The following is a 14954-nucleotide window of genomic DNA, read 5'->3' as shown; positions in this document are numbered from 1 at the left end:
GGTCCCCGGGACCTGTCCGGCGCTCGTACGTTCACCCGGCGGGGGTGAGCGCGAGGGCGGGGCGCCTCAGAGCGCGAAGAACGCCGCACCCAGCAGCACCGCACCCGCGATCGCCGTACCCCACGCCGTACGCGTCAGCCGCAGCCCGCCCCCGACCACCGGCGCCGCCAGCAGCAGCGCGCCGCCGAGCGGCACCCACGCCAGCAGCCCGCCGGACGTGCCCGCCCGGACCAGCTCCTCGCTGCCGGGCTTCCTCACCACCTCGTACTCCTGGCCCTTCTTCACCGCGACCGACCGCTCGATGGGCGCGTCGGCGCGCGGACCCGGGGGCCCCTCGGGGTCGTACGTCCCCGTGCAGGTCGACTCGCCGCACCGGCTCACGGCCAGCGTCCCGTGCTCACGCCCCTTGGAGAGCAGCACATGCTGCGCCGTACCCCAGGACGTCCAGACGCCCGCGACGAGCAGCAGCGCGGCGACGAACGCCATCGCGGCACGACGGCCCACCGACACGGCCAGTTGCGACGAGCTCCGCTTCATGGACCGCGATCCTTGGCCATCCGGACGCGGTCGGTCAACTTGTGGCAGACAAATGGTTGTCGAGTGGACATGGAACGGGCGGAGTATGTGCGCCTGTGTCGGGAGTTGTACGGCTCAGGAGTTGTACGAGCTCTGCGCCCGCTCCAGCCCCTCCGTCACCAGCGACTCCACCGCGTCGGCCGCGCGGTCCACCAGATAGTCCAGCTCCTTGCGCTCCACCGAGGAGAAGTCCTTCAGCACGAAGTCCGCCACCTGCATCCGCCCCGGCGGCCGGCCGATCCCGAACCGGACCCGGTGGTACTCCGGACCCATCGCCTTCGTCATCGACTTCAGACCGTTGTGGCCGTTGTCCCCGCCGCCCAGCTTCAGCCGCAGCGTGCCGTAGTCGATGTCCAACTCGTCGTGGACCGCCACGATGTTGGCCGTCGGCACCTTGTAGAAGTCCCGCAGTCCGGCGACGGGGCCACCGGACAGATTCATGAACGACAGCGGCTTCGCCAGCACCACCCGCCGGCTCCCGGGCCCCATCGGCCCCACCCGGCCCTCCAGGACCTGTGCCTGGGCCTTCTGGGCCCGCTTGAACGAGCCCCCCATCCGGCCCGCGAGGAGATCGGCCACCATGAAACCGACGTTGTGGCGGTTGGCCGCGTAACCCGGGCCCGGATTGCCCAGGCCCACGATCAGCCACGGGGCGGTCGCATCGGTCGTCATCTGCGCTGCGTCTCCTTGAGGACGAAGAAGAACGGGGTGGCGGGCACAGGCCCGCCACCCCGTCGGGCAAAGCGATTCTCAGGACCCGTCGCCGGGCCCGTACTCAGGACCGGGCGAGGGCTCAGGCCTCGGCGGCGGCCTCGTCGGCGCTGTCCTCGGCCGACGGCTCCTCCGCCTGCGCGGCCAGGACCTGGATGACGACCGCGTCCTCGTCGGTCACCAGCGTCGTGCCGTCGGGCAGCGGGACGTCCTTCGCCAGGATGGAGGCACCGGCCTCCAGGCCCGCGACGGAGACCGTGACGGACTCGGGGATGTGCGTGGCCTCGGCCTCGACGGTCAGGGTGCTCAGCACGTTCTCCAGGAGGAACGGGCCCGGGGCCAGCTCGCCCTCGGTGTGCACCGCGACCTCGACCGAGACCTTCTCGCCCAGCTTCACCGCGAGCAGGTCGACGTGCTTGATGAAGCCCTTGAGCGCGTCACGCTGGACGGCCTTGGGGATGACGAGCTCCTTGCGGCCCTCGATGTCGACGCTCAGCAGGGCGTTGGCGGTCTTCAGGGCCATCATCAGCTCGTGACCCGGCAGCGAGATGTGGACGGGGTTGGCGCCGTGGCCGTAGACGACCGCGGGAACCTTGTTCTCACGACGGGTACGGCGGGCGGCGCCCTTGCCGAACTCGGACCGGACCTCGGCGGCGATCTTGATCTCAGCCATGGTTGCACTCCTCGTAGATGAATCAGCGGTGACGACGGAACTGGTGGTCACCCGGCCACGACAGGCCTGCTACGAAGAGCGCGTCGATAACGGAGAGCCGCGAATGAAAGCGGCCTCCCTCGCCGAGCAACTCGTCGAGTCTACCCGGCGGGGAGGCCGCCCCAGAAATCGATCTTCTGCGTCACGCCGACGGGCGTCCCGGCGGGGGACGCCCCGGCACTACGCCTGCTCGTCGAAGAGGCTGGTCACCGAGCCGTCCTCGAAGACCTCACGCACCGCGCGCGCGATGGTCGGCGCGATCGACAGGACCGTGATCTTGTCCATCTCCAGATTGCTCGGATCGGGCAGCGTGTCCGTGAAGATGAACTCGCTCACCTGCGAGTTCTTCAGCCGGTCGCCCGCCGGGCCCGACAGCACACCGTGCGTGGCCGTCACGATGACATCCTCCGCGCCGTGCGCGAACAGGGCGTCCGCGGCGGCGCAGATCGTGCCGCCCGTGTCGATCATGTCGTCCACCAGGACACAGACCCGGCCCTCGACATTGCCCACGACCTCATGGACCGTCACCTCGTTGGCGACATCCTTGTCACGGCGCTTGTGCACGATCGCCAGCGGCGCGTCCAGCCGGTCGCACCAGCGGTCCGCCACCCGTACCCGGCCGGCGTCCGGCGAGACCACCGTCAGCTTCGTACGGTCGACCTTCGTCGCCACGTAGTCCGCCAGGATCGGCAGGGCGAACAGATGGTCCACCGGGCCGTCGAAGAAGCCCTGGATCTGGTCCGTGTGCAGATCCACGGTCAGGATGCGGTCCGCGCCGGCCGTCTTCATCAGATCCGCGATCAGCCGGGCCGAGATGGGCTCACGCCCACGGTGCTTCTTGTCCTGCCGGGCGTATCCGTAGAAGGGAACGATCACCGTGATGCTCCGGGCGGAGGCCCGCTTCAGAGCATCGATCATGATCAGCTGTTCCATGATCCACTTATTGATCGGAGCGGTGTGGCTCTGGATCAGAAAACAGTCCGCACCCCGCGCCGACTCCTGGTAGCGCACGTAGATCTCACCGTTGGCGAAATCGAAAGCCTTCGTCGGCACAATCCCGACGCCCAGAGTGTGGGCGACCGCCTCGGCCAGCTCGGGGTGGGCGCGGCCGGAGAACAGCATCAGCTTCTTCTCGCCGGTCGTCTTGATCCCGGTCACAGCACAGTCTCCTCAGACGTGTTGATTGCTGCTGCACCCGCGCGTCCCTGCGAGCCAGCCGAACGTGAGCATCTATCACGGTACGCGCTGAACGGAGCGCCTGTTTCCGGTCAGCTTTCGAGCGCGAGCTCCTCGGCGGCAGCGGCGGCGGCCTGCGCGGCGGCGCTGCCCGGCCGCTTACGAGCCACCCAACCCTCGATATTCCGCTGCTGGCCCCGCGCGACGGCCAGCGAACCCGACGGCACGTCCTTCGTGATGACCGACCCCGCGGCGGTGTAGGCACCGTCCCCGACAGTGACAGGCGCCACAAACATGTTGTCTGAACCTGTCTTGCAGTGTGAGCCGATCGTCGTGTGGTGCTTCGACTCGCCGTCGTAGTTCACGAACACGCTCGCCGCGCCGATGTTCGTCTGCTCACCGATCGTCGCGTCACCCACGTAACTCAGGTGCGGCACCTTCGAACCGTCGCCGATCGTCGCCTTCTTCATCTCCACGAACGTCCCGGCCTTCGACTTCACACCGAGCCGCGTACCGGGACGCAGGTACGCGAACGGGCCCACCGAGGCCCCCTCGCCCACCTCCGCGTCCACGGCCACCGTGTTGTCCACCCGTGCGCCCGCGCCCACCATCGTGTCCGTCAGCCGGGAGTTGGGGCCCACCTCGGCGCCCTCCGACAGATGCGTCGAGCCCAGCAACTGCGTCGCCGGGTGCACGATCGAGTCCGGCTCGTACGTCACGGTCACATCGATCAGCACCGAACCCGGGTCCACCACGGTCACACCGGCCGTCATCGCCCGCTCCAGCAGCCGCTCGTTCAGCAGCCGGCGCGCCTCGGCCAGCTGTACGCGGTTGTTGATGCCCAGGATCTCGCGGTGGTCCTCCGCGACCGAGGCGCCGACGCGGTGCCCCGCCTCGCGCAGGATGGAGAGGGCATCGGTCAGGTACTCCTCGCCCTGGCTGTTGTCCCGGCGGACCTTGCCGAGCGCGTCCGCGAGCAACTGCCCGTCGAAGGCGAACACTCCGGAGTTGATCTCCCGCACCGCGCGCTGCGCGTCGGTCGCGTCCTTGTGCTCCACGATCCCGGTGACCGCGCCGCTCGCCCCGTCCCGCACGATGCGCCCGTACCCGGTCGCGTCCGGCACCTCGGCCGTCAGCACGGTGACCGCGTTGCCGTCGCTCTCGTGCCGCTCGGCCAGGGCGGCGAGCGTCGGACCGGAGAGCAGCGGGGTGTCGCCGCACACGACGACGACGGTCCCGTCGGGGGCCTGCCCCAGCTCCTCCAGGGCCATCCGGACGGCATGCCCGGTGCCGTTCTGCTCGGCCTGGAAGGCGGCCCGCACACCCTCGTAGGTACCGGCCAGATGCCCCTCGACCAGCTCCCGCGCGTGCCCGACCACGACGACGAGCTGCTCGGGCTCCAGCTCCCGCGCGGCGGAGACGACATGACCGACGAGCGTGCGCCCGCAGATCTCGTGCAGAACCTTGGGGGTCTTCGACTTCATGCGGGTGCCCTCACCCGCTGCGAGGACGACGACGGCGGCCGGGCGGTTGGCGCTCACGGGAATGCCCTTCGGCTTCGGATGCTTGGCGTGACGGACATCCGCAGGATACCGGGGGGTTTCGGGACGGAAACGAAGGCGGGTCCCGACCGAAGAGGTCAGGACCCGAACCACGCGGCTCCCGGAGAAGGATTCGAACCCTCATTCAATGGACCAAAACCATTTGTCCTGCCCTTAGACGATCCGGGATCGTTTGCGGCTTACGTCCGTTATTTCAGGTCGGACGAAAGCGCAGCCCCTACTATGCCGCACCACCACCCCTCGACGCGACGGTAAAGATCCCCACCCTGGAGTACGCGAACGTTGAGGCAACCGTGGTAGCCCTCGCCGATGTTCTCGCGGTTCGTCTTCGGGTTGTGCCTCTTGATGGTGGTCTTGCCGAGACGGGACGGGGCGACGCCCGCGACCTCCGCCCAGAAGCGCTCGGCGCCTGCCACGTCGGCGGTCTCATGGATGTGTACGTGGTACCGCAACCGCTCCCCGTCCACATTCAGGAGGTCCAGCCATCTGAGGAAGACCCTGATCATGTCTGGGTCGCTGTTGATGAAGGAGAGACGTTCCTGGGGCCTGTGCGGCTTCGACTTGGCTCCCTCGGCCCAGTACAGGCCGACTCCCACCAGGAACAGCTCACGGTCTGACAGAGGGCCGACGCTCTCGGCGGCCGTGCGTCTCGTCTGTCGGCGCTCTTCTTCGCGTCGCCGGAGCGTCGCCTCCCAGCCCCGCCGCGCGATCGCCGAGGCTTCCACGCGGGTGCGCCCCGGCGGCTTGGGGAGATCCCGAACCCATAACGAGATCGAACTCTTCGAACAGCCCAGCCGCAGCTGGATCTGGTCGTATGTGAGGCCCTTGAGGCGTAGCTCCCGGGCCTTGGCCCGCAGGTCGTCCTTCGCGTTCGGGCGCTTCGTCCACTCCGGGGCCGGTTCGCCTTCCAGTAGGCGGTTCAGGATGTCGTTGTTGTGGACCCCGATCCGGTCGCGGATCTGCCGACGGCTCAGGCCCTCCCGTCGCAGCGCCACCGCCCGGCCCCGAGTGACTCGAAGTCCCCGTATTCGCCCGTGATTGCTGTCATATGGGAGATAATCATCCGAAATCAGAACGTCCGGCTCGAATGCATGGACGGTTCGCCGGATCGGGTGAGCGACGGCCGTTCCCCTTGCGTGAGGCCCGTTCGGCTGCTGATAGCACTCGTAGGAAAATGTCTGGCGGGCGCCCGTAGGCTGGACTGCATGACCACAACGGGGGCACACGAGGAGGCCGAGGGTTTGACCGACCGCGGGCTCTGGTGGTGGAGACGGCGGCGCAGTGTCGTGCTGGACGTGGGGCTGGCCGGGTTGTCCGCCCTGGAGTGTGCCTTCGAGGGGATCCGGTTCGCGGGCAGTGCCCAGTTGCCCGTGCCCCTCGGGGTGGTTTTCGGCGTGCTCGTCGGGTCCGTGCTGCTGTTGCGGCGGCGCTGGCCGATGGCCGTCGTGCTCGTCTCCGTCTCCGTCACCCCCGCCGAGATGGGCGTGATGCTCGCCGTCGTCGGGCTCTACACGCTCGCCGCGTCCGACGCGCCCCGGCGGATCATCGGGGCGCTGGCCGGCATGTCGCTGGTGGGGACGCTCATCGTCGCCTTCGTACGCACGCGGCAGGACGTCGTGGGCTCGGACCTCTCATCCGCAACGCGCTGGTACATACCGCTGATAGCCGTCTTCATGGCGCTGAGCCTGGCCCTGCCGCCCGTACTCCTCGGTCTCTACGTGGGGGCCAGGCGCCGGCTGATGGAGAGCCTGCGGGAGCGTGCCGACAGTCTGGAGCAGGAGTTGTCGCTGCTCGCCGACCGGGCCGAGCAGCGGGCGGAGTGGGCGCGTACCGAGGAGCGGACCCGGATCGCCCGGGAGATGCACGACGTGGTGGCGCACCGGGTGAGTCTGATGGTGGTGCACGCCGCCGCGTTGCAGGCGGTGGCGTTGAAGGATCCGCAGAAGGCCGTGAAGAACGCCGCGCTGGTGGGGGACATGGGGCGGCAGGCGCTGACGGAGCTGCGGGAGATGCTCGGGGTGCTGCGGGCCGGGGAGCAGCAGGCGGCGCGGAAGGCGACCGGCGCCGGGCCGGGCGGCGCGGGGGGTTCGACGGTGCCGCTCGCCTCGGTGGGTGCCGCGGCGGCCGCCGCCGCTGCCGCCGCGGCGGAGGACGGGCCCGGGATGCGGGACATCGAGGCGCTGGTGGGTCAGTCGAGGGACGCGGGGATGGTGGTGGAGTTCGCGGTGCAGGGGGTGTCGCGGGCGTACGCCCCGGAGGTGGAGCAGACCGCGTACCGGGTGGTGCAGGAGGCGTTGACGAACGTCCACAAGCACGCGGCGGGGTCGAAGGTGATGGTGCGCCTGGCGCACCGGGAGGCCGAGTTCGCGATGCAGGTGGAGAACGGCCCGTCGCACGGCGTCGCCGACGCGGGGCTGCCCAGCGGTGGCAACGGGCTGGTGGGGATGCGGGAGCGGGTGCACGCGCTGGGCGGGGTGTTCGTGTCGGGGGAGACGGACGCGGGGGGTTTCCGCGTGTCGGCGGTGCTGCCGGACCGGGCCGCCGCGTAGTTCGCCGCTGTGCGCGGCGGGCGCTCAGTCCGAGGTGAGCCGTTGCGGCTGTGCCCCGGTGACCAGCGCGGCCAGGGCGTGGTCGATGTGCGGGCCCAGGAACCAGTCGCCCGTGTGATCGATGGAGTACACGCGTCCCGTGGCGTCGACGGCGACGACTGCCTGCCCGTCGCCCTCCTCGCCGATCGGGCTGATCTCGGTGTCGAGCGAGCGCCCGAGGTCGCCGAGCGTACGGGCGAAGTGGATGCCGGCCAGCGGGTCGAACCGTACGGTCGTCGGCGCGATCTGGCGCCCGGGTCCGGGCCCGGTCACCGACAGCCCGCCGAACTCCGCCCAGATCTCCACGACGGCCGCGAACACGGCGTGCTCGTGCCCCGCGGGGGTGACATGGGCGCGCAGCGTGTCGGCCCACTCCTCGGCCTGCCGCATGTCCCAGCGGCCCGGCTGCCAGCCCGCCTCGCGCAGGGCGACGTCGACGGCGACGGGGAATCGGGTGGTGGTGAGGTCGGGCACGGGGTGGTCAGCCGTTCTGCGTCGGGTCGACGGGGCGTACGCCGAAGTGGGCGAGCATCGCCGTGCAGGAGAGGCAGGGCGGTGCGTAGCTGCCGTGGAGCGGGTCGCCGTCCTCCCGGATGCGGCGTGCGGTGAGTTTGCCGTGCTTGAGGGAGCGGCGGGCCTCGCCGTGGGTCAGGGGCTTGCGCTGGGCCCGTTTGGAGCGGGAGCCCTCGACGGCGGCGAGGTGCCGGGACAGCAGGATCGCCTCGGGGCAGCGGCCGGTGAATCGTTCCCGCTGACCGCTGGTGAGGGTGTCCAGGAAGTCCTGTACGAGGGGGTGCAGGGCGGGCGGCTGGTCGGCCTTGCCCGCCGTGCACGTGAGATTTTCGCCACGCACCGAGAGCGCGGCGGCGACGGCGGGCAGGATGCCGTCGCGGCGTTGACGCAGCGGGGGCGGCCGGTGCGGTTCGGTGCTGCTCCAGCTCAGGCGGGGGTCTCCGGAGGTCTCACCGGCGGTGCCCGCGGCGCTCGTCCTGGCGGGCCCGTCACCGGCGGTGCCGGTGGCGGGGCGCCGTGACGGTGGCCCCGGGCGGTCCGGTGAGCCGAGTCTCGGCTCCCCCGAAGTGTCGTGTTGTGCTGTGTGCAAAGCGCCGTTCCTCTCTGCCCAATCCCCACGCAATCCCCCGAGTTGCGGGGGACAGCCTGCCAAATGTGACATGCCGTGGGGAAGTCGGGGCGGTATCGGGGCGCGCCGTCGTCGCTGCGTGACCTGGGGTGACCGGTTGTCACCGGTACCCGAACGGGCGTTGTCGCGACGGCCGGGAGGCGGGCGGAGGGGCGGCGTCCCCTATTGCCCCACCGCATAGGCTGTGCCGAACCAGTCAGAAGCCAGCAGGGGGCATCCGTCATGACGACAGGTCGGCTCGGGCAGCAAGCCGCGCCACCGAATGCGGCCTACGCCGGGCAGGTCGTGCATTTCCCGGACCCGGTCCGGGCCTCCCGCCACCCCAGGGGTGTGCCGGTGGACGGCAACGGCTTCCCGGACTTCTCGCCGTACGCGCGCGCCGCCGCCGAGATCGCCGAGCCTCCCGAGGGGTTCGGCGTCGACGAGCTGCGGTTGACGGACTACGTGTCCGCCAACGCCGCGCTGAACGCCTCCGGTCACGAGCTGTGGGACACCATCCCGGCCGTGGCCACCCCGCACGGCTGGACCTGGCACCACGCGCCGGGCTCGCGCCGGCTGCTGCTGGTGCCGGTGGAGGTCAAGGCGCTGCTGCGCCATCACGGCGGGCTGGCGACGACGGTGGTGGATCACGGCAAGCGCGGGACGCGTCCTCTCCAGGAGACGCGGCCGGTGCACTTCGGGCTGCCGAAGGGGTCGGTGTCGGTGACCGAGCAGCAACTGCTCGGTGTGGAGGAGGATCTCGGCTACCGGCTGCCGGGCCCGTACCGCACCTTCCTGAAGGCGGCGGGCGGTTGCGCCCCGGTGGGCGCGGCGCTGGACGCGGAGCTGGGGCTGCTGGTGGACCAGCCGTTCTTCACGGTGCGTGAAGAGGCGGCCGTCAACGACCTGTTGTACGTCAACAAGTGTCTGCGGGACCATCTGACCAAGGACTATCTGGGCGTGGCGTTCGTCCAGGGCGGCATCCTGGCTCTCAAGGTGCGCGGTGAGCAGGCCGGTTCGGTCTGGTTCTGCGCGTACGACGACGCGCGCGACCGCGACGGCTGGAGCGTGCGGGAGCGGGTGGAGCGGCTGTTGCTGCCCTGCGGCGCCGATTTCGACGCCTTCCTTTCGAGGCTGGCGGGCAATCCGCCGGAGCTGGACACGGTGGCGAACCTGATGGTGGACGGCGGCTTCGCCCGCGCCGTCCCGGTGGAGGGATGAGCGCGGTGGTGACATTCGCTCAGGCGCAGGAGCGCGCGGACGAGTGGGTCAACGGCGACATGCCCGCGTATCAGCACCGTGAGGTGCGGGTGCGGGAGTTCGAGCTGGGTTTCGTCGTCTGGGCGGAGGACCGGGCGGACGGTCCGCGGTCGGACGGCGGTGTCCAGCGGCTGGTGATCGCGAGGGACAGCGGTGAGGCGACGCTGTGGCCGGGGCTGCCGGTGGGTGAGGTGATCCGGCGGTACGAGGAGGAGTACGGGTCGCAGGCGGGGGCCCCGGAGCCGCCGCGGGCGCCGCAGCGTATCGATCTGAATCAGACGTCGTTCCTGCTGACGCCGCCGGAGTGGTTGCAGGACGCGGCGGACAAGCTGGGGACCCCGGGCGCCCCGGGCGCGGCTCCGGCCGGCCCGGCGGTCCCGGCTCCCGCGCCCTCTCCCGTGCCCTCGCCCGAACCGTCGGTCGCTCCGGCGGGGGCGACTCCCTGGGCCGGTACGGACACCAACGCCGCGAACGACGACGCGTCCGTGGGTCTCCCGGCGACGGTCTTCGCGCCGCCGCTGTCCGGCGCGGACGACGACGGCACGCCGCCGCCGGGACTGGCGGCGGAGGCTCCCACGGCGCTGATGTCCGGCGGCAGTCAGCTGCCGCGTACGTCGGTGGCGCCGGGCCTCGGCCCGGCCTCGCCCGCTCCCGGCGGTCCCGGCGGTCCCGGTGACATCGCCGGCGCGGCGGCGGGCAAGGCGCCCTCGCGCGGCGCGCCCGGTGGTCCGCCGGCCCCGCCCGGTGCCCCGGGGGTGCCCGGGGCACAGCCGCCCGGTCCCGGCGCGCCCGGCGCTCCGGCCGGTGGGTACCAGCCGACGCAGCTCGCCTCGCATCTCGGTCCCGGCGGGCCCGGTACGCCGCCGCCTCCGCCGGGTGCTCCGGGCGTGCCCGGTACGCCTCCGCCCGGTGGTGTGCATCATGCGGCGACGATGTTGGCGGATCCGAGTCAGGGTGGTCAGTCGCCGTCGTCGGGTGGTCCGCGGCCTCCTGGTCCGCCGGGTGCTCCGGGGATGCCGGGTGTGCCGCCGGGTCCGCCCGGTGCTCCAGGCGTGCCCGGTGCGCCTCCGCCCGGTGGTGTCCACCACGCGGCGACGATGCTGGCGGGACCCGGTGGCCCACCCGGTCCGCCGCCCGGTCCGCCCGGCCCTCCCGGCGCGCCCCCCGGCACGTACGGCTATCCGCAGCAGCCCACCGGCATGCCGACGGTGGGCCCCGGCTATCAGGCAGTCCTGCGCTTCCGCGCGCCCGACGGCTCCGAGGCCCAGCTCATCCGCCGCTCGGCGCCCGGCACCCCGCACCCGGAGTGGCAGATCCTGCACGAACTGCGCGCGATGAACGTCCCGCCGCAGCAGGTGCTCGAACTCCACACCGAGCTGGAGTCCTGCGAGCTGCCCGGCGGTTACTGCGCGCGGATGATCCGCGAGACCTGGCCGCAGGTACGGATCACCAGCGTCGCCCCGTACGGCAGGGACCACTCCAGCCGTCAGCAGGGCATGCGGCATCTGCTCACCCACCAGGGCGAGTTGCACCAGGTCGCGGACGGCCCGGCCCGGCCGGCGCCGGTACGCGCCCCGCTGCCGCAGGTGCCGCCCGCGCAGCCGGTGCCGCCGGAGGCGATCGCGCAGGAGCTCGCGGCCGCGTTCGGCCCGCAGGGCATCTGCCGCTTCGACCAGCGCGCGGTGTCCCGTCAGGGCGTACCGGAGCTGGTGGCGCGCACGCTCGTATGGGCGGGTCTGCCGGGCGACTTCGGTCCGTTCTTCTGGGCCCAGCCCCCGCAGCCGGTGGTGCCGACGCTGGCCGAGCTGGCCGCGCAGCGGCAGGTGCAGCCGGCGGCGGACGCGGGCTCGTATCTGGTGATGGGCAGCGACTTCGGCCGGGCGATCTGCGTCCAGTACGGCACGGCGCACATCATGGCCGTCTCGGTCGAGACGGGTCCGGGCGGTCAGCCGGTCCCGCCGCAGTTCGTGAACACCGGGCTGCCGGAGTTCACGCGCTCGATGGCGCTGCTCGGCCGCATGTGGCGGCTGCGTTTCGGCCTGAATCCCGAGCAGGCGGGCCGCTGGACGGTCGACTTCCAGGCACAGCTCGCCGCGATCGATCCGGCGGCCCTGTCGTCGCCGGAGAGCTGGTGGTCGGTGCTCCTGGAGCAGATGTGGGACGGGCTTCTCTGACCGTACGTCCCTGATCCGGCGGCGAGTTCCGCTCTGTGGGAACGCCCCGGGCCGCCCTCCGTGAACCACGGGGGCGCCCCGGGGCGTTCGCGCGCCGTGGGTCCGGGAATGGCTTGAACATGTCGGCCGGGCCGTCGGAACGCAAGAGGAATCAGGCCCCCGGCGTCAAATGCCGCATCCTTGAGCAGGATGGACGGGTGGGGCGTTTCGCGGGGACGCCTGTCCTGTCACCGTAGGCGGAGAGAGGCTTCTGTCATGGCTGCTGCACGGGCATCGGCTCACGGCTTCGATTCCGTGCGGGGGCGTGGTTACCGCCCCGAGCAGGTCGACCGGTGGGTCACGGAGCTGTCGAGGGACCGCGAGGTCGCGCAGGCGCAGGAGCGGCGGCTCGCCGCCGCCGCGGAGCGCCTTCAGCTGGAGGTGGAGCTGCTGCGGCAGCAGGTCGAGGCGCTGCCGCCGCAGACGTACGAGTCACTGGGCGAGCGCGCCCGCAGAATACTGGCCCTGGTCGTCGAGGAGGCGGACGGGGCGCGTGCGGCGGCGCGGGGTGACGCGCAGGCGCTGACGGACGACGCCGACGACGCGGCCCGCAGGACGCGTGAGTCGGCCCGCGCGTACATGGACGCGGTCGCGGCGGACGTGGCGGAGTACGCGACGCGCACCGCCCAGGACGCGCAGGGCGACGCCGACGAACTGCGGGCCGCCGCGCGCCGGGACGCCGAGGAGCTGCGGGACGCGGCCCTGGCCCGCTTCGACGAGATCCGGCAGCGTACGGAGGCGCTGCTCACCGACCTGGCACGGGAGCACGCGGACCGGCTGGCCGCCACGGAGCGGGAGTTCGCGGGCCGGGAGGCGCAGGCGCAGGAGATCCGTACGGAGGTGGGGGCCCGGGCGGACGCCGGGCTCGCGGAGGCGAAGCGTGCCTTCACGGAGGCGGAGGAGCGGGCCCGGCACATCCGGGAGGACGCGGCGGCCCGCGCGGAGGACCTGATCGCGCGGGCGCGGGCGGTGGAGGAGCGGACCGTACGGGAGACGGAGCGGATCCTGCGTGAGCACACGGAGATCCGTGAGGAGGTGCGGGCGCGGATGACGCATGTCCGCAACAGCCTGGCCGCCCTGACGGGCCGCGCGCCCGCGGACGCGGAGACGTAGGCCACGGCCTTCCCGACGCAGGCCGCGTCCTTCCCCGGGGCGCGGCTCTCACGGGGCGCCCGGCGCGGGGTCGTTGGCCGGGTCGGTGGCGGGACCGCTCGCGGGGTCCGTCGTCTTCCGGGGCTGCGTGCCCGGGGCCGGGCCGGGGGCGGCGATCTCCTGGTGGACGGGGAAGCGGCGCGGCGCCACGAAGAGGAGCACCAGCAGGCTGAGGGCGGCGGCCACCGCCGACCCCACGAAGACCGCGTCGACGGCCGAGTCCACCGCGCGGCGCAGGAAGTCGGCCGCGCGGTCGGTGAGGGCCCCCGGGTCGTCCAGGGCGCCCGACACGGAGTCCAGGTCGCCCGGGAGGCCGGTGCCGGGTGAGTCGGCGAGCCTGCCGCTGAGGACACCGTTGGCCAGTGCCCCGAAGAGCGCGGCGCCCACGCTCTGGCCGAGCTGGCGGTAGAAGAGGATCGACGCGGTCGCCGTCCCGCGCTCCGACCAGCCGACCGTGCCCTGTACGGCGATGATCAGCGGGAGTTGGAACAGCCCGAGCGCCGCGCCGAGCAGCAGCATCAGCAGCGCGGGCTGCCAGGCCTCGCCGGGGTAGGGCAGCAGGGGGAAGGCGCTCAGGACCAGCAGCGCGCAGGTCATGCCGGTGATGGCGGTACGGCGGAAACCGATGCGGTTGTAGACGCGGTCGCAGAGCGCCGCGCTGATCGGCCAGGTCAGTGTCATCGCGGAGAGGACGAAGCCGGCGGCTATCGGCCCGAGCCCGAGGACGGACTGCGCGTACGTCGGCAGGAAGACCGTCGGGGCGATCATCAGCAGCCCGAGCGCGCCGAGCGCCAGGTTGACGGCGGCGATGGGGCGGCGGCGCCAGACCCAGCCGGGGATGATCGGGTCGGCCGCGCGCCGTTCGACGACGAAGGTGACGACGGCGAGCAGCGCCGTGCCGGCCAGCAGCGCGATCGAGGGCGCGGAGAGCCAGGGCCAGGCGACTCCGCCCTGGACGAGGGCGGTGACCAGGAGCGTGCCGGTGGCGAAGACGGCGAACGCGCCCGCCCAGTCGATACGGGGGCGGGGCCCGGTGCCCGTCCTCGGGCGGGGGACCGCTTCACGGCGCGTGGCGTGTTCCGCCGGGGCGTCGGCCGGGGGCGTGGACGCGCGGCCGGGCTCGTGGAGGTGGCGGACGGTGAGGTACAGCGCGAGCGCGCCGACCGGCAGATTGATCACGAAGATCCAGCGCCAGTCCGCGTACCCCGCGAGCAGCCCGCCGAGCGCCGGTCCCGCGAGGGCGGACGTGGCCCAGACGGTGGAGAGCTTGGCCTGGATCTTGGGGCGTTCCTTCAGCGGGTACAGGTCGGCGGCGATGGTCTGCACCGTGCCCTGGATCGCGCCGCCGCCGAGGCCCTGGACGACCCGGAAGGCGATCAGGGAGCCCATGTTCCACGCGGTGGCGCAGAGGACGGAGCCGACGAGGAAGAGGACGATGCCCGCGATCAGTACGGGCTTGCGGCCGAAGGTGTCGGAGAGCTTCCCGTACACCGGCAGGGTGACCGTCGCGGCGAGCAGATAGCCGGAGAAGAGCCAGGAGAAGATCGAGAAGCCGCCGAGGTCTCCGACGATCTGCGGGACGGCGGTGGACAGGATCGTCCCGTCCAGCGCCGCCAGGGCCATTCCGAGCATCAGGGCGGCGACGACGGGACCGCGGCGTGGCTCGGGTATGACGGTGGTCACTGGATTCCTTCCCTATGCAGGTATCCCCCGGGAACACCATCTCACCCGACCCTCGCGCCGCGGCAGGGCGCGGGCCGGAGCGGGCCACGGGGCGCGGGGCGGGGGCGCACTTCCCGGAGCCGGCCCTCAGGGTCGCTCCATCTCAGGGTGGAGAGCCCTTAGGTGGTCCTCCCTACTTCCGCTCGGGGCCGGTTCGTCCCG

The 14954-nt window shown here is 71.9% G+C and carries 12 protein-coding genes, 1 tRNA gene and 1 pseudogene; 4 read left to right on the top strand and 10 right to left on the bottom strand.

What is annotated here, in order from left to right; genetic code table 11:
* Nucleotides 1-66 precede the first annotated feature (66 nt).
* From ACFWU9_RS13715 to ACFWU9_RS13685, 7 genes and pseudogenes are all read right to left on the bottom strand, one after another.
* Nucleotides 67-537 (bottom strand): hypothetical protein, encoded by a 471-nt coding sequence (locus tag ACFWU9_RS13715; protein WP_384317649.1) that lies wholly within the window; start codon nt 535-537, stop codon nt 67-69.
* Nucleotides 538-651: 114 nt separating this feature from the next.
* The gene (gene pth / locus ACFWU9_RS13710; RefSeq protein ID WP_384317647.1) at nt 652-1248 is read right to left on the bottom strand and encodes an aminoacyl-tRNA hydrolase; all 597 of its coding nucleotides are present in this window, start codon (nt 1246-1248) and stop codon (nt 652-654) included.
* A 121-nt stretch (nt 1249-1369) separates the two neighbouring features.
* Entirely contained in the window at nt 1370-1960 is a 591-nt protein-coding gene (locus ACFWU9_RS13705; RefSeq protein ID WP_384317644.1) for a 50S ribosomal protein L25/general stress protein Ctc, read from the bottom strand.
* A 219-nt stretch (nt 1961-2179) separates the two neighbouring features.
* Nucleotides 2180-3157: a ribose-phosphate diphosphokinase gene (locus ACFWU9_RS13700; protein ID WP_384197005.1), complete on the bottom strand. Its 978-nt coding sequence runs from the start codon at nt 3155-3157 to the stop codon at nt 2180-2182.
* 110 nt (nt 3158-3267) lie between these two features.
* A complete protein-coding gene (glmU, locus tag ACFWU9_RS13695; protein WP_384317642.1) occupies nt 3268-4716 on the bottom strand; it encodes a bifunctional UDP-N-acetylglucosamine diphosphorylase/glucosamine-1-phosphate N-acetyltransferase GlmU in 1449 nt (482 codons plus the stop codon).
* A gap of 118 nt (nt 4717-4834) precedes the next feature.
* Nucleotides 4835-4905 (bottom strand) — tRNA-Gln (locus ACFWU9_RS13690).
* Between the two features lie 20 nt (nt 4906-4925).
* Nucleotides 4926-5785 (bottom strand): annotated as a pseudogene (locus tag ACFWU9_RS13685) (hypothetical protein).
* Nucleotides 5786-5942: 157 nt separating this feature from the next.
* On the opposite strand from ACFWU9_RS13685, the gene ACFWU9_RS13680 reads away from it, so the two are divergent.
* Nucleotides 5943-7286: a sensor histidine kinase gene (locus ACFWU9_RS13680; RefSeq protein WP_384317639.1), complete on the top strand. Its 1344-nt coding sequence runs from the start codon at nt 5943-5945 to the stop codon at nt 7284-7286.
* Nucleotides 7287-7310: 24 nt separating this feature from the next.
* On the opposite strand, the gene ACFWU9_RS13675 is transcribed toward ACFWU9_RS13680, so the two are convergent.
* On the bottom strand, nt 7311-7799 hold the full coding sequence (locus ACFWU9_RS13675; protein WP_384317636.1) for an SUKH-3 domain-containing protein: 489 nt from the start codon (nt 7797-7799) through the stop codon (nt 7311-7313).
* Nucleotides 7800-7806: 7 nt separating this feature from the next.
* Complete coding sequence (locus ACFWU9_RS13670) at nt 7807-8268, bottom strand: YwqJ-related putative deaminase (RefSeq protein WP_384317705.1); 462 nt, start codon at nt 8266-8268, stop codon at nt 7807-7809.
* A gap of 420 nt (nt 8269-8688) precedes the next feature.
* Between ACFWU9_RS13670 and ACFWU9_RS13665 the strand changes: the two genes are divergently transcribed.
* From ACFWU9_RS13665 to ACFWU9_RS13655, 3 genes are all read left to right on the top strand, one after another.
* A complete protein-coding gene (locus ACFWU9_RS13665; protein WP_384317633.1) occupies nt 8689-9666 on the top strand; it encodes an SMI1/KNR4 family protein in 978 nt (325 codons plus the stop codon).
* Nucleotides 9663-11879, top strand: coding sequence for an SUKH-4 family immunity protein (locus ACFWU9_RS13660; RefSeq protein ID WP_384317631.1), 2217 nt, complete (start codon nt 9663-9665; stop codon nt 11877-11879). Before ACFWU9_RS13665 ends, ACFWU9_RS13660 begins: the two co-directional genes overlap by 4 nt.
* A 255-nt stretch (nt 11880-12134) precedes the next feature.
* Nucleotides 12135-13031 carry a cellulose-binding protein gene (locus ACFWU9_RS13655; protein ID WP_384317628.1) on the top strand — a complete coding sequence of 299 codons (897 nt, stop codon included), beginning with the start codon at nt 12135-12137 and terminating at the stop codon, nt 13029-13031.
* A gap of 48 nt (nt 13032-13079) precedes the next feature.
* On the opposite strand, the gene ACFWU9_RS13650 is transcribed toward ACFWU9_RS13655, so the two are convergent.
* Nucleotides 13080-14702, bottom strand: coding sequence for an MFS transporter (locus ACFWU9_RS13650; protein ID WP_384317702.1), 1623 nt, complete (start codon nt 14700-14702; stop codon nt 13080-13082).
* Nucleotides 14703-14954: the final 252 nt, after the last annotated feature.

Source organism: Streptomyces sp. NPDC058653, assembly GCF_042716895.1.
GTDB lineage: Bacteria > Actinomycetota > Actinomycetes > Streptomycetales > Streptomycetaceae > Streptomyces.
This window is presented reverse-complemented; position numbering and strand designations above follow the sequence as displayed.

Coding starts and splice junctions, on each gene's coding strand:
- ACFWU9_RS13715 (WP_384317649.1), bottom strand. CDS start 537: ATGAAGCGGAGCTCGTCGCAACTGGCCGTGTCGGTGGGCCGTCGTGCC.
- pth (WP_384317647.1), bottom strand. CDS start 1,248: ATGACGACCGATGCGACCGCCCCGTGGCTGATCGTGGGCCTGGGCAAT.
- ACFWU9_RS13705 (WP_384317644.1), bottom strand. CDS start 1,960: ATGGCTGAGATCAAGATCGCCGCCGAGGTCCGGTCCGAGTTCGGCAAG.
- ACFWU9_RS13680 (WP_384317639.1), top strand. CDS start 5,943: ATGACCACAACGGGGGCACACGAGGAGGCCGAGGGTTTGACCGACCGC.
- ACFWU9_RS13665 (WP_384317633.1), top strand. CDS start 8,689: ATGACGACAGGTCGGCTCGGGCAGCAAGCCGCGCCACCGAATGCGGCC.
- ACFWU9_RS13660 (WP_384317631.1), top strand. CDS start 9,663: ATGAGCGCGGTGGTGACATTCGCTCAGGCGCAGGAGCGCGCGGACGAG.
- ACFWU9_RS13655 (WP_384317628.1), top strand. CDS start 12,135: ATGGCTGCTGCACGGGCATCGGCTCACGGCTTCGATTCCGTGCGGGGG.
- ACFWU9_RS13650 (WP_384317702.1), bottom strand. CDS start 14,702: ATGCTCGGAATGGCCCTGGCGGCGCTGGACGGGACGATCCTGTCCACC.